Origin of the sequence: Sphingomonas aerolata (genome assembly GCF_023935825.1) — a bacterium.
In the GTDB taxonomy this organism is placed as follows: Bacteria; Pseudomonadota; Alphaproteobacteria; order Sphingomonadales; family Sphingomonadaceae; genus Sphingomonas; species Sphingomonas aerolata.
Genome location: NZ_CP098762.1, coordinates 2,705,352 through 2,723,515, shown reverse-complemented (window position 1 = coordinate 2,723,515; position 18,164 = coordinate 2,705,352). Strand labels below are relative to the sequence as shown.

13 protein-coding genes and 1 pseudogene are annotated in these 18,164 nt (G+C 67.8%); 8 read left to right on the top strand and 6 right to left on the bottom strand.

Translation table 11 applies throughout. The features are described 5' to 3' along the window. Positions 1 to 89: 89 nt before the first annotated feature. Together NEF64_RS12305 and NEF64_RS12300 are read right to left on the bottom strand one after the other, a co-directional pair. The gene (locus tag NEF64_RS12305) at positions 90 to 1,880 is read right to left on the bottom strand and encodes an IlvD/Edd family dehydratase (protein WP_056407585.1); all 1,791 of its coding nucleotides are present in this window, start codon (positions 1,878 to 1,880) and stop codon (positions 90 to 92) included. Between the two features lie 31 nt (positions 1,881 to 1,911). Beyond that, on the bottom strand, positions 1,912 to 3,057 hold the full coding sequence (locus NEF64_RS12300) for an aldose epimerase family protein (RefSeq protein ID WP_051916643.1): 1,146 nt from the start codon (positions 3,055 to 3,057) through the stop codon (positions 1,912 to 1,914). 135 nt (positions 3,058 to 3,192) lie between these two features. On the opposite strand from NEF64_RS12300, the gene NEF64_RS12295 reads away from it, so the two are divergent. Beyond that, the gene (locus NEF64_RS12295; protein ID WP_082446961.1) at positions 3,193 to 4,524 is read left to right on the top strand and encodes a sugar MFS transporter; all 1,332 of its coding nucleotides are present in this window, start codon (positions 3,193 to 3,195) and stop codon (positions 4,522 to 4,524) included. 25 nt (positions 4,525 to 4,549) lie between these two features. Here NEF64_RS12295 and NEF64_RS12290 read toward each other — a convergent pair whose 3' ends face one another. Next, a complete protein-coding gene (locus tag NEF64_RS12290) occupies positions 4,550 to 5,311 on the bottom strand; it encodes a FadR/GntR family transcriptional regulator (RefSeq protein ID WP_252573788.1) in 762 nt (253 codons plus the stop codon). Positions 5,312 to 5,422: 111 nt separating this feature from the next. Between NEF64_RS12290 and NEF64_RS12285 the strand changes: the two genes are divergently transcribed. From NEF64_RS12285 to NEF64_RS12275, 3 genes are all read left to right on the top strand, one after another. Next, the gene (locus NEF64_RS12285; RefSeq protein WP_252573786.1) at positions 5,423 to 6,976 is read left to right on the top strand and encodes an aldehyde dehydrogenase (NADP(+)); all 1,554 of its coding nucleotides are present in this window, start codon (positions 5,423 to 5,425) and stop codon (positions 6,974 to 6,976) included. A 67-nt stretch (positions 6,977 to 7,043) separates the two neighbouring features. Then, on the top strand, positions 7,044 to 8,036 hold the full coding sequence (araD1, locus tag NEF64_RS12280; protein ID WP_056407589.1) for an AraD1 family protein: 993 nt from the start codon (positions 7,044 to 7,046) through the stop codon (positions 8,034 to 8,036). A 2-nt stretch (positions 8,037 to 8,038) separates the two neighbouring features. Beyond that, entirely contained in the window at positions 8,039 to 8,965 is a 927-nt protein-coding gene (locus NEF64_RS12275; protein ID WP_156360401.1) for a Gfo/Idh/MocA family protein, read from the top strand. A 42-nt stretch (positions 8,966 to 9,007) separates the two neighbouring features. Here the strand turns inward: NEF64_RS12275 and NEF64_RS12270 are convergent, their stop codons facing one another. Beyond that, positions 9,008 to 9,697: an OmpW/AlkL family protein gene (locus NEF64_RS12270; protein ID WP_082446964.1), complete on the bottom strand. Its 690-nt coding sequence runs from the start codon at positions 9,695 to 9,697 to the stop codon at positions 9,008 to 9,010. 126 nt (positions 9,698 to 9,823) lie between these two features. Between NEF64_RS12270 and NEF64_RS12265 the strand changes: the two genes are divergently transcribed. Both NEF64_RS12265 and NEF64_RS12260 read left to right on the top strand, forming a co-directional pair. Further along, positions 9,824 to 11,143: a radical SAM protein gene (locus NEF64_RS12265; protein ID WP_252573784.1), complete on the top strand. Its 1,320-nt coding sequence runs from the start codon at positions 9,824 to 9,826 to the stop codon at positions 11,141 to 11,143. Beyond that, entirely contained in the window at positions 11,133 to 11,849 is a 717-nt protein-coding gene (locus NEF64_RS12260) for a Crp/Fnr family transcriptional regulator (RefSeq protein WP_056407594.1), read from the top strand. Before NEF64_RS12265 ends, NEF64_RS12260 begins: the two co-directional genes overlap by 11 nt. 22 nt (positions 11,850 to 11,871) lie before the next feature. Here the strand turns inward: NEF64_RS12260 and NEF64_RS12255 are convergent, their stop codons facing one another. Together NEF64_RS12255 and cydD are read right to left on the bottom strand one after the other, a co-directional pair. Then, on the bottom strand, positions 11,872 to 13,530 hold the full coding sequence (locus tag NEF64_RS12255; protein ID WP_056407596.1) for an amino acid ABC transporter ATP-binding/permease protein: 1,659 nt from the start codon (positions 13,528 to 13,530) through the stop codon (positions 11,872 to 11,874). Continuing rightward, positions 13,527 to 15,254 carry a thiol reductant ABC exporter subunit CydD gene (gene cydD, locus NEF64_RS12250; protein WP_056407598.1) on the bottom strand — a complete coding sequence of 576 codons (1,728 nt, stop codon included), beginning with the start codon at positions 15,252 to 15,254 and terminating at the stop codon, positions 13,527 to 13,529. The genes NEF64_RS12255 and cydD overlap by 4 nt, the downstream gene beginning before the upstream one ends. A 118-nt stretch (positions 15,255 to 15,372) precedes the next feature. On the opposite strand from cydD, the gene NEF64_RS12245 reads away from it, so the two are divergent. Together NEF64_RS12245 and cydB are read left to right on the top strand one after the other, a co-directional pair. Next, positions 15,373 to 16,974, top strand: a complete 1,602-nt coding sequence (locus tag NEF64_RS12245; RefSeq protein WP_252573782.1) for a cytochrome ubiquinol oxidase subunit I — start codon at positions 15,373 to 15,375, stop codon at positions 16,972 to 16,974. A 33-nt stretch (positions 16,975 to 17,007) separates the two neighbouring features. Beyond that, positions 17,008 to 18,146, top strand: a pseudogene (gene cydB, locus NEF64_RS12240) (cytochrome d ubiquinol oxidase subunit II). Positions 18,147 to 18,164: the final 18 nt, after the last annotated feature.

The window sequence follows — 18,164 nt, the reverse complement described above, 5'->3', positions numbered from 1 at the left end:
CCCATGCTGCAATGCAAAATAGTAAGTTATGCAAGGAATTTGTTCGCGCCCGCCGGGCCGCGCGGCGTGCGCGACCCGGCGGCTCAGACCTAGTGGTTGTCGCGCGGCAGGCCCATCGTCTGGGCGATGCGCTGGTATTTCTCCGCACCTTCGAGGATGGCACCGGTTTCCATCTGGCCGACCGTGGCGCGCTGAATTTCCTGCCACGGCGTCTGCGAGCGCGGGAAGGCATAGCCGCCCGCCGCAGTCAGCGTGCGGCGCCGCTCGGCGAGTTCCTCATCGGAGATCAGGACATCGGCGCTGCCCTTGCCGAGATCGATGCGAACCCGGTCGCCGGTGCGGATCAGCGCGAGGCCGCCCATTGCCGCCGCCTCGGGGCTGGCATTGAGGATCGACGGCGAGCCAGACGTGCCCGACTGGCGACCGTCGCCGATGCAGGGAAGCGCGTGAACGCCTTCGCGGATCAGATAGGCGGGCGGACGCATGTTGACGACTTCGGCGGCACCCGGATAGCCGATCGGGCCGGCACCGCGCATGAACAGCAGCGTATCGGTGGTGATGCCGAGCGACGGATCGTCGATCCGGTGGTGGTAATCCTCGGGGCCGTCGAACACGACCGCGGGGCCTTCGAACGCTTCGGGATCGTCCGGATTGCTGAGATAGCGTTCGCGGAATTCCGGCGAGATGACGCTCGTCTTCATGATCGCGCTGTCGAACAGGTTACCGCGGAGCACGATGAAGCCGGCATCCTCCAGCAGCGGGGTCGCGAACGGGCGGATGACGCGCTCGTCCTCGATCGTCGCGGTGCGGCAATTGTCGCCGATGCTCTTGCCGTTGGCGGTCATCGCGTCTTCGTGGATCAGGCCCTGCTTCATCAGCTCGGCGACCACCGCTGGCACCCCGCCGGCATGGTAATAATCCTCGCCGAGATACTCGCCGGCGGGCTGAAGGTTGACCATCAGCGGGACCTTGTGACCGTGCGTCTGCCAGTCGTCGATCGGCAGGTCGACGCCGATGTGGCGCGCGATCGCGGCGAGGTGGATCGGCGCGTTGGTCGATCCGCCGATCGCCGAATTGACGACGATCGCGTTGTGGAACGCCTCCTTGGTCAGGATGTCGCTGGGCTTCAGATCCTCGGCGACCATGTCGACGATGCGCTTGCCGGTCTTGTACGCGACTTCCTGGCGGTCGCGGTAGGGCGCGGGGATCGCGGCCGAGCCGGGCAGCTGCATGCCGAGCGCCTCGGCGAGCGAATTCATCGTCGTCGCGGTGCCCATCGTGTTGCAATAGCCGGTCGAGGGCGCCGACGAGGCGACGAGCTTGATGAAGCCTTCATCGTCGATCGCGCCGGTCGCGAGCAGCTCGCGCGCCTTCCACACGATCGTCCCCGAGCCGGTCCGCTCACCCTTGTGCCAGCCGTTGAGCATCGGCCCGACCGACAGCGCGATCGCGGGAATGTTGACCGTCGCCGCCGCCATCAGGCAGGCGGGCGTGGTCTTGTCGCAGCCGATCGTCAGCACGACGCCGTCGAGCGGATAGCCGTAGAGCACCTCGACCAGTGCCAGATAGGCGAGGTTGCGGTCGAGCCCGGCGGTCGGGCGCTTTCCGGTCTCCTGGATCGGGTGGACCGGGAATTCGAGCGCGATCCCGCCCGCCTCGCGAATGCCTTCGCGCAGCCGTTCGGCGAGCACGAGGTGATGGCGGTTGCAGGGGCTGAGGTCGCTGCCGGTCTGCGCGATGCCGATGATCGGCTTGCCCGAACGCAGTTCCTCAAGGCTCAACCCGAAGTTCAGATAGCGCTCCAGATAAAGCGCGGTCATGTCGATATTCTCGGGATTGTCGAACCACGCGCGGCTGCGGAGTTTGGGCAAGTCGGTCATGAGAGGCTTTCCGGGGTAAGCAGGTCGAATATCAGCGAGCGACGGAGACGCGGTAGATCATGGCGTGATGATAGGGCTTGCCCGGATCGACACGCGCAGAGACAAAATTCGGCTTGTTCGGTGCGTCCGGAAATTTCTGCGGTTCCAGCGCGATACCGTCGCCCATCCGGTAGAGATGGCCGTGCTTGCCGATGAACGTCCCGTCAAGAAAATTGCCCGTGTAGAATTGCACGCCGGGCTCTGTCGACAGGACTTCGAGCACGCGTCCCGAGGCAGGATCCTCGAGCCGCGCGGCCAGCTCGGGCTTGGCGGTGACGCCCTTGTCGAGCGCGAAATTGTGATCGTAACCGTGGCCGTAGCGGATCTGCTGGTCGCGGCCGTCGCGAAGCCCTTCGCCAACGATCCGGCCGTTGCGGAAGTCGAACACGGTCCCCTGGACGGGCTGCAACGCACCGGTCGGGATCAGCTTGTCGTCGACGGGCGTGATCGCCTTGGCGGGGATCGTCAGCCGGTGGCCGTTCGCGCCCATTGCCGATCCCTCGCCACCAAGGTCGAAGATAGCGTGATTGGTCATGTTCACGATCGTCGGCTTGTCGGTCCTGGCATCATAGGCGATGCCGAGATTGCCCGCTTCGTCGAGCGTATAGGTGACGGTGACGTCGAGGTTACCCGGATAGCCGGACTCGCCATCCGCGCTGCGGTGGCCGAGCACGAGCGTCGCGGTCGGGCCGTCCTTGATCGACAGGACTTTCCACGCGACCTTGTCGAACCCCTTGCCGCCGCCGTGCAGCGAATTGACCTTGTCGTTGAGCGGAAGCTGATAGGCCTTGCCGTCGAGCGTGAAGCGGCCGCCGGCGATGCGGTTGGCGAAGCGCCCGACCGTCACGCCGAAGAAATTGGGATGGTCGACATAGGAGGCGAGGTCGTCATAGCCGAGCACGACGTCGGCGACCTTGCCGGCCCGGTCGGGCGCCATCAGCGATTGCAGCGTCGCGCCGTAGGACAGGATGCGCGCCGAGACGCCGTGCGCGTTGCTGAGCGTGATCGCCTCGATCGCCGTGCCGTCGCGCAGCGTACCCGCGGGGGTGCGCCTGGCATCGGCCGCGTTCGCCGCTGGCGCTGCCAGAGCGGCTAAGAGAGTTGCCAAGATGATCCCCGTTTTTCCGATTCCGCTCATTCCGGTTCCTATCCTGATCCTCTGACGCCGTTGACGCGCCTTATGGGGGTATATAGTCGGACAATATATTTCTGAGCAAGCCATGCGGGAAAAGACTGATGCTCAGTCGCCGACATGGCACGGAGGATGATGACTATGGCGATGCCGATACAGACGCACGGGACGATCGCAGGCGCTGCACCGGGGGCAGGGGGCAGCGCGGAGGGGCCGAGTTACCGATCCGCGCTGACCTTGCTGGCCAGCCTGTTCTTCATGTGGGGCTTCATCACGGTCATCAACAACACGCTGCTGCCGCATCTGCGCAGCGTGTTCGACCTCAGCTACACACAGACCACGCTGATCGAGAGCGTCTGGTTCATCGCCTATTTCTTCGCGTCGATCCCGTCCGCCAAGCTGATCGAGCGCGTCGGCTATCAGCGCGCGATGGTGTTCGGGCTCGCACTGATGGCCGCCGGTGCATTGATGATGGTGCCCGCCGCGCGGCTGCCGTCTTATGGCGTGACGCTGTTCGCCCTGTTCGTGATCGCCAGCGGCATCACGCTGCTTCAGGTCGCGGCGAACCCCTATGTCGCGGTCGTCGGCCCGCCCGAGACCGCTTCGTCACGGCTGAACCTGGTCCAGGCATTCAATTCGGCGGGCGCGACGCTCGCGCCCTTGTTCGGCGGCTATCTGATCCTCGGCCGCTCGACCTCGGGTACGGCGGTCGCCGGATCCACCGCAGTACTGACCCCCGCCGAGCGGCTTGCCGACGCGCAGTCTGTCGTGCTGCCCTATCTCATCGTCGCGGGCGTGCTGGTCGTGCTCGCGGTCGTCATCGCGCGCTTCCCGCTGCCGGCGATGGGGGCAGCGACCCAGCGTTCGGCAAAGGCCGATCGCAAGGGCCTGTCGCTCTGGTCGCATCGCAACCTCGTCCTCGGCATCCCGGCGATCTTCATTTATCTGATCGCCGAGATCGGCGTCGCCAACCTGTTCATCAATTTCGTCAGCCAGCCGCAGATCGGCAATCTGACGCACGAGCAGGCCTCGCACTATCTGTTCATCCTGTGGGGCGGGATGATGGTCGGGCGGCTGGTCGGCAGCGTCATCATGCGCAGCGTTCCGGCGGAGCACGTCCTGGCGCTGGCCAGCATCGGCGCGTTCGTCGTGATGCTGGTCGCCACCTTCACCACCGGGCACGTCGCGATGTGGGCGCTGATCTCGGTCGGGCTGTTCCATTCGATCATGTTCCCGACGATCTTCACGCTCGGCATCCGCGGGCTCGGACCGCTGACGGAAGAGGGGTCGGGGCTGCTGATCATGGCGATCGCGGGTGGTGCGTTGGTGATCGTGCAGGGCTGGCTTGCGGACCGTTATGGCCTGCAGATCTCGTTCCTGCTGACCGCGGCGTGTGAACTCTACATCCTGTTCTACGCCCTCTGGGGATCGCGCGTGACGCATGCGCTGCCCGAGCCGGTCGCGGTCGGATGATCCGGATATCGGCGGTGCGGCGCGTTCAGCGCTGCATCGCCGCCTTCGTATCTTCCAGTGCCAGGTCGACCAGCGTGCGCATCGCGGCACTTGCCGCCGCGGTATCGCCGGCTGCGATCGCGTCATAGACCAGCACATGATCGGGTATCGGATTGCGGGGCAGCGCGCGGGCGCGTTGCTTGTACTGGGTGGTCCAGTTGACCGCCGCGCCAATGCTGGCGCTCAGCACGATCAGCGCATCGTTCCGCGTCGCGGTCAGCACGGCGTCGTGGAATTCGCGATCCGCCGCGCGGCCCGCCTCGGTCGCGAGCGTGTGGCGACGCATCGCGGTGAGCGCGTCCTTCATGATCTTCAGATCGGCGCGGTCGCGGCGCTCGGCCGCCAGCGCGGCGGCGGCCGGTTCGACGATCGCGCGCAGTTCGAACAGGTCGCGGACGAACATGATGTCGGGCTCGGCCGCGAATGCCCAGGCGAGCACGTCGGGATCGAGCAGGTTCCACCGGCTGCGGGGCAGGACGCGCGTGCCGATCTTGGGCCGGCTCTCGACCAGCCCCTTGGCAGTCAGCACCTGGACCGCCTCGCGGTACGCGCTTCGGGACACGTCGAGCGTCTTGGAGAAATCGACTTCCCCGGCCAGCGTGTCGCCGGGCGCATATTCGCCCGACAGGATCGCGGTGCCCAGCTTGTGCGCCACCGCGCCGTGAAGGCGGCGGCCGGTCCCCCGGGGGCTGCGTGCTGTTCCGGCGTCGGTCACAATCTCCTGTGGATCGTCGTCGTTGATCGTCATAGCGCCTGCTCCATCATCACGGCGTAACAGTCCGCGTGCCATCAAGGAACGCCAAAAGATTGCTAAATCGGGCCATTGCGCATAAGTCTGAGTATAAGGGAGCTACTATCCATGACTGATATCCAGACGGCCGAGACGGCCGGCAACGACGCGTTCCGTTCGATCGACGCGGCGACGGGGCTCGCGACCGGCGAGGCCTTTGCGGTCCACGGCGCTGATGACGTTGCGACGGCCTGTGCTGCCGCCGACGAGGCATTCGATGCGTATCGCGCGACCGACAATGCAGCCCGCGCGGACTTTCTCGAACGGATCGGCGAAGAGATCGTCGCGCTCGGCGACACGCTGATCGTCACTGCGATGCGCGAAAGCGGCTTGCCGCGCGCGCGGCTCGAGGGCGAGCGGGGTCGTACCGTCGGCCAGCTGAAGCTGTTTGCGGGCGTCGTGCGCCGCGGCGGCTGGATGGGTGTCCGGATCGACCCGGCGCTGCCCGACCGCGCACCCTTGCCGCGTCCCGACCTGCGGCTGCGGATGATCCCGCTCGGCCCGGTCGCGGTGTTCGGCGCGAGCAATTTCCCACTCGCCTTCTCGACCGCGGGTGGTGATACCGCCTCGGCGCTCGCTGCGGGTTGCCCCGTCGTCGTCAAGGGTCATCCGGCGCACCCCGCTACCGGCGCGATGGTCGCTGGCGCAATCGAGGCGGCGGTTGCTGCCTGCGGCCTGCCAAAGGGCGTGTTCTCTCATCTGGTCGGCCCCGGCAATGATCTGGGCAGCACGCTGGTCCAGGATCCGCGGATCGCTGCGGTCGGCTTCACCGGGTCGCGCGCTGGCGGCCTGGCACTCGTCAAGCTGGCGCAGGCGCGCGACGTGCCGATCCCCGTCTATGCCGAGATGTCGAGCATCAATCCCGTCGTGCTGCTGCCTGAGGCGCTGAAAGCGCGCGGCGCGGCGCTGGGCACGGCGTTCGTCGGATCGCTGACGATGGGCGCGGGGCAGTTCTGCACCAATCCCGGCCTCGTCCTCGCGATCGAGGGTGACGGGCTCGATGCGTTTGTCGCCGCGGCGGCCACCGCGCTTCCCGACGCACCGGCGGCGACCATGCTCACCGGCGGCATCCACGCTGCGTACCAGAAGGGCGTCGAGGCGCTCGCGGGCCATGACGCGGTCAAGACGATCGCACAGGGCAAGGTCGGCGAAGGTGTCGCACAGGGGCAGGCGGCGTTCTTCGAAACCACCGCCGCGCAGTTCCTGAGCGACGCGGCGCTGGGGCATGAGGTGTTCGGGGCGTCGTCGCTGCTGGTGCGCTGCGCAGACGAGAACGAGCTCCACGCCGTGCTGCGCGCTGCGGAAGGTCAGCTGACCGCGACGATCCAGATGGACGCGGGCGATGCCGGGATGGCGTCGCGCCTGATCCCGCTGCTCGAGCGCAAGGCGGGGCGGATCCTGGCCAATGGATGGCCGACGGGCGTCGAGGTCGCGCATGCGATGGTTCATGGCGGGCCGTTCCCGGCGACGTCGGACGGTCGCACGACCTCGGTCGGCAGCCTGGCGATCGACCGCTTCCTGCGGCCGGTATCCTACCAGAACCTGCTGCCGGAATTGCTGCCCGCCTGCGTGCGTGACGACACGGACGCGCCGCGGCTGATCGACGGCGTCGTCGCCGGTTGACCCGCCAATTCCCTGCATGATGACGTCCGGGCGAACCGTAACAGCGGCACCTGGAAAGTAGAGGATGATGAGCTTGCGCCTGTTGCAGCATGTTGGCGTCGACGGCACGCGATCGGTAATCGCGGCCACCAGCGCCGGGGCGGCTTTCGTTACCGGCGTAGATAGCGTCCGTGCGCTTGCCGAGCGCGCGATCGCGGAGGGTCTTGATCTTGCCGCGACGGTCGCGGCCTGCGGCACGGGCGCCAGCGTCGACATCGCGGCCGAATTGGCGGCCGGTCGTGTGATGTCGCCGATCGATCATGTCGACCCGGCGCATGTTGTCATGACGGGTACCGGGCTGACGCATCTCGGCTCGGCCGAGGGCCGCGACAAGATGCACCGCGCCGCGGCGGATGCCGAAAAGCAGACCGATTCGATGCGGATGTTCCTGGAGGGCGTCGAGCGCGGCAAGCCGGGGCCGGGCGAGCACGGCCAGCAGCCCGAATGGTTCTATAAGGGGGACGGTTCGGGTCTCGTCGCGCCGGGTGCAGCGCTAGAGATGCCGGACTTTGCGGAGGATGGCGGCGAGGAGCCCGAGCTTGCCGGGATCTACCTGATCGGGGCTGACGGCACGCCGTTCCGGCTCGGCCTGTGTCTGGCCAACGAGTTCAGCGATCACGTGACCGAGCGGCACAATTATCTGTGGCTCGCGCATTCCAAGCTGCGCCAGGCGTCGCTCGGCCCTGAGCTGCTGGTCGGCACGCCGCCCGAGCATGTCGAGGGAATGAGCCGGATCCACCGCGACGGCGCCGTCCTGTGGGAGAAGCCATTCCTGTCGGGCGAGGCGAACATGTCGCACAGCATCGCCAATCTCGAGGCGCATCATTTCAAATATGATCTGTTCCGCCGCCCGGGCGACATCCATGTCCATTTCTTCGGGACCGCGACGCTGTCGTTCGCCGAGGGCGTGACGACGCGCGCAGGCGACGTGTTCGAGATCGAGGCCGCGCCCTTCACGCTGCCGCTGCGTAACACGCTGACCAGGGCCGCGCCGCGGTCGGTCGCGGTAAAGGCGCTCTGAGCGTGGCAGCCATTCGCATCGCCGTCGTCGGCATGGGCAAGATCGCGCGCGACCAGCATCTCCCGTCGATCGCCGGCAACGCCGAATTCGAGCTCGTCGCCAGCGTCAGCCCGCGGGATCCGGGCGTCGAGGGCGTCGCCAACTTCAGGTCGCTGGAGGCGCTGCTCGCCGACGGTCCGGCGATCGACGCGATCGCTCTCTGCACGCCGCCGCAGGTGCGCTATTCGCTCGCCACGATGGCGCTCGAAAAGCGCCTGCACGTGTTCCTCGAAAAGCCGCCGGGCGCGACACTCGCCGAGGTCGCCGCGCTCGAGGCCCAGGCAGCACAGACCGGCGCGACGCTGTTCGCCGGCTGGCATTCGCGGTTCGCGGCGGGTGTCGCACCCGCCAAGGCCTGGCTGGCCGACCGTCGCATCGACCGCGTGTCGATAATCTGGCGCGAGGACGTCCGCGTCTGGCATCCCGGCCAGGCGTGGATCTGGGAGCCGGGCGGGCTTGGCGTGTTCGATCCGGGCATCAATGCCTTGTCGATCGCGACGGAGATCCTGCCCGAGCCGTTCTTCCTCGCGTCCGCGACGCTGTCGACTCCGGCCAATCGTGCCGCGCCCATTGCTGCCGATCTTGCCTTTCGCAGCGCGTCGGGCACGCCGATCACGATGGATCTCGACTGGCGTCAGACCGGCCCGCAAAGCTGGGATATCGTCGTGCAAACCGATGCCGGCACGCTCCGTCTCGCCAGGGGCGGCGCCGTGCTGACCCTGCCCGAGGGCAGCAGCGAGCATGACGATGCCGAATATGCCGGGCTCTACGCGCGTTTCGCCGCCTTGGTCCGTGACGGGCGCAGCGAGGTCGACACGACCCCCTTCACGCTCGTCGCCGACGCGTTCCTGCGCGGCACCCGCGTCTCGGTCGCGGCGTTCGACGACTAGGACCGCGGGCGCGATGGCCCGCGGTCCAGTTCGGCCGCGGGATTAGAGCCTCAGGCCTAGACCGACGCCGAAGACGAGCGGATCAAGATTGATCTTCACGTTCTGCGTACCGATTGCCGTCGTGCGCAGGCGGGCGCTCGTGTCGATGTCGATATATTTGACGTCGAGGTTGAGAAAGACCTTCGGCGTGATGTCGACGTCGACCCCCGCCTGCGCCGCCCAGCCGAAGCTGTCCTTCATACGTACCCGCGTCCGTCCGACCGCCTTTTCGAGACCCGCCGAGGCATCCTCGTTCCAGAACATCGTGTAGTTCAGTCCGGCCCCGACATAGGGACGGATCGAGCCGCGTGGGTTGAGGTGATATTGCGCGGTCAGCGTCGGGGGCAGCACCCAGGTCGAGGCCAGCTTGCCGATCGATCCGGTCGTCCCGCTACGCCCGCTGGCGCTGTGCTTGGTCGTCGCGGCGATCAGTTCGAAGCCGATCTGGTCGGTGGCCATATAGGTGACGTCGACCTCGGGCATCGCGCTGTTGTCGACGCTGACGCGCTCGCCGGGAAAGGTCGGGAGGATCCCGCCCGAGCGTTCGTTCGGGGCGACGAGGATCGCGCGCAGGCGGACGAGCACGTCGCCGGCCTTGATACCGGTGCGCGGTGCCGGGTCCTGCGCCATGGCCGGCGTGGCGATGCCGAGGCCGGCGGCGGCTAGAACTACGCCGATGGAAAGATGCTTCATTGCCCGACTCCTGATTGAGATGCGCTCGAGCTAGGCGTGCGGCGAGGCGGGGGCGTTGATCACGGCCAAACGCGGATTTGATGCCGATCAAAGACCAGTCGAAGGGGACATCGCACCCATCATCGCATGTGGACCTATCACCCCGAACTGCTCGCGACACCCGTGCCGCGCTATACAAGCTATCCGACCGCTGCCGAGTTCGGCGACGATGTCGGTCCGGCCGACATGAAGGAGGCGCTGGCGGCGATCGCGCCGGGGACGGTCGTTTCGCTGTATCTGCACATCCCCTATTGCCGGGACATCTGCTGGTATTGCGGATGCAACACGGGGGCGGCGAACCGCGCCGCGCGGCTCGCCACCTATGTCGAACGGCTCGAACGCGAGATCGCACTCGTCGCGCAGCAGGTAACTGGCATCCGCGTGGGACGGATCGCATTCGGCGGCGGCAGTCCGAACGCGATTCCGCCGGCGGCTTTTCTCCGGCTGGTCGAACGCGTCAGGACGGCGTTCGACTGCACCGATGCGATACTATCGGTCGAGGTCGATCCGCGTGGCTTCGACCGCGACTGGGCGGGGGTGATCGGGCGAGCAGGGGTGTCGCGGGTCAGCCTCGGCGTCCAGACGCTCGACCCGCAGGTCCAGGCGGCGATCGGGCGCGTGCAGCCGTCGGAGGATATCCGTCGCACGACAGCGCTCCTGCGCGATGCCGGTGTCGGGTCGATCAATTTCGATCTCATGTATGGCCTGCCGCAACAGTCCGAGCAAAGCCTGCGCGCCAGCATCGTCGAGAGCATCGCGATGGGGCCCGACCGGCTCGCGGTGTTCGGCTATGCGCACGTCCCGCACCTCGTACCGCGCCAGAGACGTATCGTCGCGGACGGGCTGGCGGGGACGGCGGAGCGCTTTGCGCAGGCGGCCCTGGCGCATCGCATGCTGGTCGATGCCGGCTATGATCCGGTCGGGTTCGACCATTTCGCCCGACCGGGCGATGCGCTCGCGCAGGCGGCGGCGAGCGGCGGCCTGCGCCGCAACTTCCAGGGTTTCACCGAAGACCCGGCGGAGATCCTGATCGGTCTTGGGGCCAGCGCGATCAGCGACTTTCCCGACAAGATCCTGCAGACCGAGAAGAATACGGGGCGCTACGGCATGCGGATCGAAGCCGGAGCCCTTGCAACCTGTCGCGGGCTGCGGCGCAGCCCCGAAGACAGGCTGCGCGGCCGGGCGATCGAGACGATCCTGACCCGGGGCACGACCGACCTGACCGCACTGAGTGACGGGGCGGACATCCGCAGGCGACTGACGCCGTTCGAACGGTACGGGCTGATCGCCTGGGAGGGGAATGTGCTCCGCCTGAGCGAAGACGCGCTTCCCTATGCGCGCGTCATTGCGCGCAGCCTGGACGCCTACCGGCAGCCCGCGTCGGCACGCTTCAGCCATGCGGTCTAGCGCGGTTGGCGGGGCGGTCGTGACGCTGCCGCCGCGCTGTGCCGCCCGCAACGTACGCGACGATGCGCTATGTGCGACGCTCGAAGACGCGGGCCTGGTCGCGCTGCACGGGATCGGCCGACGGCGGACGATGCCGGCAGGGCAGGTGCTGGTCTGGAGCGGGGATCCGAATACAATCTGCGCCACCGTCGTGTCGGGCGTGCTCAAGGCGATGCGCACGGGGCCCCAGGGTCGCGAACACATTGTCGGCCTCGCCTTTGCCGGAGATTTCGTCGGCGACCTGTTTGCCGACACCGCGAACGAGACGATCCGGGTGATCACCGATGCGGAGCTCTGCGTGTACCCGCGTGCAGCGCTGCAACGCATGCTCGACGCGCATCCGGCGATGGAACGCCTGTTGCTGCACCGCGCGCTCGGTGCGCTCGACGACGCGCGGATGTGGATGTTGATGCTGGGACGCAAGGCCGCGGGCGCGCGGATCGCCACGTTCCTGCTGGAAATGGCACGGCGGATGGGTCAGCCGGACCCGGCCCGCTTCGACCTGCCGATGAGCCGGTCGGAGGTCGGCGCACTGCTGGGGATGACGATCGAGACCGTCAGCCGGCAGATGACATCCCTGAAGCGCCGCGGGGTCGTCGCCCTGCCGGGCGGGCGCGGCGTCATCATCCTCGATCGGGCGCAGCTCGCGCGGGCCGCGGCGGGCTGAGCGACAGCGTCCGGAGCCGGTGCTAGGCGGCGCTACGCTGGTCCGATCCCGCCTGTGTCAGGTCGAAACGCCGGGGGCAGAGGGCGACAAGCGCCGGGCGGTGGCTCACGAGGATCAGCCCCTGTCCGGTCGTGTCGAGGCGCTGCGCCAGTCGGACCGCGAGCAGCTTTTCGGTCGTGCCGTCCAGCCCCTCGCTCGGCTCGTCGAGCACGAGCCACGGCGCGAGCGAGCAATAGGCACGCGCCACCGCGAGACGGCGTCGCTCCCCGCCCGACAGCCGTGCGCCGTTTTCACCAACCCACGCGTCGAGCCCTTGATCGAGCGCGCGAACCCGATCGTCGAGCACCGCGTCGTGCAGCGCCCGCCACAAGGTCGCATCGTCGGCATCCGGGTTGGCCAGCATCAGATTGTCGCGCACCGTCCCCGACAGCAGCGCGGCATCCTGTGGTGCCCAGGCGAAGCTGCGCCGCGATATCTCTGCCGGGATCAGGCCGATATCATCTCCGTCCAGCCATATCTCGCCGAGCGCGCTCGGCCGCAACGACAGCATCTTTTCCACGAGCGTCGTCTTGCCGATCCCCGAGGGGCCGGTCAGCGCGACCCGATCGCCCCGCCGCACGTGACACGTCCCCGCCGGCAGGACGAAGTGCAATGCGCTACGGCTAGGACCGGTCGTGTTCGGCAAAGCGCGCGGATATGTATCCTCCGGGTAAGTGTCTGTACTCCCGTGGGTTTCCAGGATATCGTCGAGCCGGTCGCGTGCCGCGCGCATGCGGCCCCGCTCGATCATCGCGCGCAACACGGGCGTGCCCGCGTCGATCGTCATCGCCGCTGCCAGCGCCGCCAGTGCAGCCCGTGGCGCCCCCGATCCTGCCGACAGGATCGCGGCGGTGGCGGCGGCGATACCGACGGCCGTCGCGTGCAGCAGATCCAGCCATCCGGCGGCTTCTGCCTGCGCACGCTGCGCGGCGGCGAGCGCACGACTTCGATCGTCGACCAGCGCAGCGGCCCAGGGCTCGAGCCCGAAGCATCGCAGTTCGGGGGCGGCATCGGCAAGGCCCGCGAACGTCTCGCGAAGCGCCCCGGCAGCATATTGCACCGCCTGGCCGAGCGGCGCGCTACGACGGGCAAGCAGGTCGGCAACGATCAGGAGCACCGCCATGCACCACGCGGTGGCGATCGAGACAGCGACGCCGCCCAGCGATACGAGCCCGAGCCCCGTGATCAGCGCGGCGACGACGCCCCAGGGCGCGGACTGGCGTACGAACTGCATCTCCATAGCATCGACGTCGCCGATCAGCCGGGCGGTCGCCTCGCCCGTCCCGAAGGCGAGCGCGGTACCAGCAGGCTGTGCTGCGAGCGCGCGGAAGATGGCCGGGCGTATCCGCGCGAGCGCGCCGAACGCCGCCTCGTGGCTGGCGAGGCGCTCGCCGTAACGTGCGCCGGTCCGCAGGATGGCGAGAAGCCGGATCCCCGCGCTCGGCAGCATGTAGTTGAACGCGAGCGCTGCGGCCGGGCCCGCCAGACCGGCGATCGCGGCGGCGGTGATGAACCATCCCGACAGCCCGAGCAGCAGGACCGACGCTGCCGCGACGATTGCGGCGAGCAGCGCGGCGCGTGTGAGAAGTGCGCGCTGCGCACGTCGCTCCTGCGCGAGCAACCTGTCGAGTGGACCGGTCACGCGGGGTCTCCAAGCCGGACCACGTGATCGGCAATGCCGGCCAGGCGGTCGCTATGAGTCGCGATCAGCGTCGTCCGGCCGCGACAGGCGGCCGCGATCGTCGTCACCAGCGCGATCTCCGACAGCGCATCGAGATGCGCCGTCGGCTCGTCGAGCAGCAGGATCGGTGCCGGCTTGAGCATGGCACGCGCCAGGGCAAGCCGCCGCCGTTCGCCACCGGACAGCCCGCCGCCGCGCGCATCGAGCCGCGTGTCGAGACCGGCCGCCATCCGACCGCCGCCGCGTGCCATCAGCATCGGCCGAAGACCGGCCTGCACCACGGCGCGGTCGATCGCATCGTCGGTGGCGTCGGGGCAGGCGAGGCGCAGGTTTTCGCGGATCGTGCCGGCGATGATCAACGGATGCTGGCCAGCCCAGGATGCGGACGGCGCGAGCGAACCGCCGGGTGGGAGCCGATGGCCGTCGATCAGGACATCGCCCGCGACCAGCGGCGCGAGGCCGAGCAGCAGGTGCAACGCGCTGGTCTTGCCGCTGCCCGATGGTCCGATCAGCACGACGATGCGGCCGGACGGAACGTCGAACGACAGGTCGGACACGGCGTCCCGTTCCGTGTCGGGATAGCGGATCGCGACCGACCTGAACGCCAGTGCGGGCAGAGCGGGCAGATCGGGGCGCAGAGCGCGTGGTGTCGGTGGCAGCGACGCGGGCATGGTAGAGACGGGAGTGGGCGCGGGGAGGGCGATCAGGCGATCCGCCGCGGTCTCGGCCGCCTGCTTATCGTGATAGGCGGCGGCGAGACGTCGCATCGGTGCGTAGAATTCGGGTGCGAGCGCGAGGACGAAGAAGGCGCGGCCGAGATCCAGCTGCTCTGGCACCGGGAAGGGCAGGAGGTGGAGCAGGTTGAACCCGCAATAGACCGCGACCAGCGCGACCGAGAGTGCAGCGAAGAACTCCAGCGCGCCCGAGGACAGGAAGGCGACGCGCAGCACGCCCATCGTCCGCGCCGCCAGATCGTCCGCTGCAACCCCGAGCGCGCGCGCCTCGCGGTCCTCGGCGTCGAACGCAAGGACGACCGGCAGCGCCCGCACCCGGTCCGCGAACCGCCCGGTCAGCCGAGCCAGCGCGGTGAACTGGCGCCGGGATTTGTCCGCGGCCGCACCCCCCGCAAGCGCCATCGCGACGATGAACGGTATGAGCGTCACGACCAGGATGCCCGCGGCGACGGGGCTGGCCAACGCGGTCGCGAGCAGGATCAGGAAGGGTGCGACGGCGCCCGCTTTGCGCGCGGGCAGGAAACGCGCGATATAACCGTCGAGCGCGTCCACCTCGTCCACCACCGCGGCCATCAGGACACCCGTGGTCGTCGGCGCACCGGGGTCGCGGTGCAGCGCCGACGCGACGATCCGGCGACGCAACGTCACCTTGACGTCTTCGGCCTGGCGGGCGCCCGTGCGCGTCGCGAGCATGACGACGAGACCGCGAAGGCCGCCGGACAGGACGACGAGCATTGCCCAGGGCAGGACCGCGGCGGCACCGGCCGGAACCGCGACGATCGCCCCCGCCAGGCCGCCGGCAAAGCCGATTGCGGCAACGCTGTCGAGCATGAGCCACGCCGCCGCCGCATCGCCGCGGCGACCGCCCTGGGCGATGGTCTTGAGCCACTGGCGACGCGCGCGGGGCGTCCGGTCGGAGGATGCGAGGTCGCTCGAAGATAGTGCCGTCATGGACAGGCTTGTCGCGTATTGCCGTTCGTCTGGTCTTTGACCGCGGTCAATGTTCTGGTCGGCCGCGCCACTTACGCCCCGACCAAACCGGCATGTTCGCCGGGGAGGAGACCGTTCCATGGACCTCGGGGTCATCGACCTGTCGCGGCTGCAGTTTGCGCTCACCGCGCTCTATCATTTTCTCTTCGTGCCGCTGACGCTGGGCCTGTCGATGATGCTCGTCATCATGGAATCGGTCTATGTCATGACGAACCGGCCGATCTGGCGCGTGATCACGCGCTTCTGGGGGCGGATCTTCGCGATCAACTTCGTGCTGGGGGTGGCCACCGGGCTGACGATGGAATTCCAGTTCGGCACGAACTGGTCGTATTTCTCGCATTATGTCGGGGACATATTCGGCGCGCCGCTCGCGATCGAGGGGCTGATGGCGTTCTTCCTCGAAGCGACGTTCGTCGGCATCATGTTCTTCGGCTGGGGGCGACTGTCGAAGCTCGGGCATCTGCTCGTCACGGCCATGGTGGCGCTCGGCACCAACCTGTCCGCGCTGTGGATCCTGATCGCGAACGGCTGGATGCAGAATCCGGTTGGTGCAAAGTTCAATCCGGAAACGATGCGGATGGAGGTGACCGATTTCGGCGCCGTCCTGTTCAACCCGATCGCGCAGGCCAAGTTCGTCCACACGGTCAGCGCGGGCTATGTCTGCGCGGCGGTGGTCGTGCTCGGGATCAGCGCCTTCTGGTTGCTGACCGACCGCTACAAGGGCGTGGCACGGCGATCGATGACGGTGGCGGCAGCCTTTGGCCTGGCCGCGTCGCTGTCGGTCGTCGTGCTGGGTGACGAGAGCGGCTATGCCCTGACCGACAACCAGAAGATGAAGCTCGCCGCGATCGAGGCGGCCTGGCACACGGCACCGGCGCCGGCCGGTCTGACGCTGTTCGGCGTACCCGACGTCGCCGCCCGTGAAACCCGGTACGAGGTTCAGATCCCCTGGGTCCTCGGGCTGATCGCGACGCGCAGCCTCGACGGTACCGTCACCGGCATGTCCGAACTGGTGCTCAAGGCGCAGGAGCGGATCACGTCGGGCGTGGTCGCCTATGACGCGGTCGAACGGCTCAAGACCGACCCTGCCAACGTCGTACAACGCGCACGGTTCGAGGCGCACAAGCGTGACCTGGGCTACGCCCTGTTGCTCAAGCGGCATGTCGCGGATCCGCGCACTGCCAGCCCCGCGCTGATCGCCACGACGGCATGGGACGTGGTGCCGAACGTGCCGCTCATGTTCTGGAGCTTCCGGATCATGGCCGCGATCGGGGTCCTGATGATCGCGCTGTTCGGTGCGGCGTTCGTCCTGACGTCGCTCCGCCTGCACACGCAGACGCGGTGGTTCCTGAAACTCGCGGTGCTCGCGATCCCCTTGCCCTGGATTGCGATCGAGCTGGGCTGGATGCTTGCCGAGATCGGCCGCCAGCCCTGGGCGATCGAAGGCGTGCTGCCGACCTTCCTCGCCGCATCCTCGCTGACGCGCGGCGTGCTGTGGACGACGATCATCGGTTTCACCGCAATCTACGGGACGCTCGCGGTCATCGAGGTCCGTCTGATCCTCGCGACGATCCGCAAGGGGCCGTTCGAGCATGACGAGGATGCCTATCCGGTGCCCGATGCCGGACCGGCAGGGCGCGGTGCCGCGCGCCCCGTTGCTGCTGACCCGATCCCCGCCTGACCCCTTTTCGCCTGATCCGAAAGGCACGATCCGATGTTCGACTATGAGACGCTGCGCATATTGTGGTGGGGGCTGATGGGGGTGTTGCTCATCGCCTTTGCGCTGACCGACGGGTTCGACCTCGGGGTCGCCACGCTTCTGCCGTTCGTCGCACGGACCGATTCCGAGCGCCGGATGGTGATCAACTCGGTCGGTCCGACCTGGGAGGGGAACCAGGTCTGGTTCATCCTGGGTGGCGGCGCGATCTTTGCCGCCTGGCCGTTCGTCTATGCGGTCAGCTTTTCCGGTTTCTACCTCGCGATGTTCCTCGTGCTCGCGGCGCTGATCCTGCGACCGGTCGGGTTCAAATACCGGTCGAAGCGGCGGATCCGCGGTGGCGGTCCGGATGGGACTGGGCGCTGTTCGTCGGGGGCGTCGTGCCGGCGCTCGTCTTCGGGGTCGCGGTCGGCAATGTCCTGTCTGGGGCGCCGTTCCGGCTGGACAGCGATCTGCGCGCCTTTTTCGACGGCAGTTTCCTCGGGCTGTTCACGCCCTTCACACTGATCTGCGGCCTGTTGTCTGTCGCGATGCTGGTCCTGCACGGCAGTGCGTGGCTGGCGATCAAGGTCGAGCATGGCCCGGTCCATGACCGCGCGACGCGGTTCGGGACATTGGCCGCGATCCTGTCGCTGGTCCTGTTCGCGGCCGGCTGGGCGTTCGTCGCCTGGACCGATATCGGGTTTCGCATCGTCGGGGCCATCGATGCGGCGGGGCCGTCCAATCCGCTGCGCACGACGAGCGAAATCGCTGCGGGCGCGTGGCTGGCGAACTATGCACTCCATCCCTGGATGATGATCGCCCCGCTGCTGGGATTCGGCGGCGCGGTGGTCGCGCTGATCGGGATACGCCGACGGATCGAGAGTGCGGCATTTGCGGGATCCTCGGCATCGGCGGTGGGGATCATCGCGACCGTCGGGCTGTCGATGTTTCCCTACATCCTGCCGTCCAGCATCGATGCGCATTCGAGCCTGACGGTCTGGAATGCGTCATCGTCCGAAAAGACACTCGGGATCATGCTGTTCGTCACCGTCGTCTTCCTGCCGATCGTCCTCGCCTACACCGCATGGGCCTTCAAGCTGATGTGGGGCCGCGTCACCGCGCACGAGGTCGCGACCAATCCCGATTTCTACTGATCACTCCGTGCGGCAAGG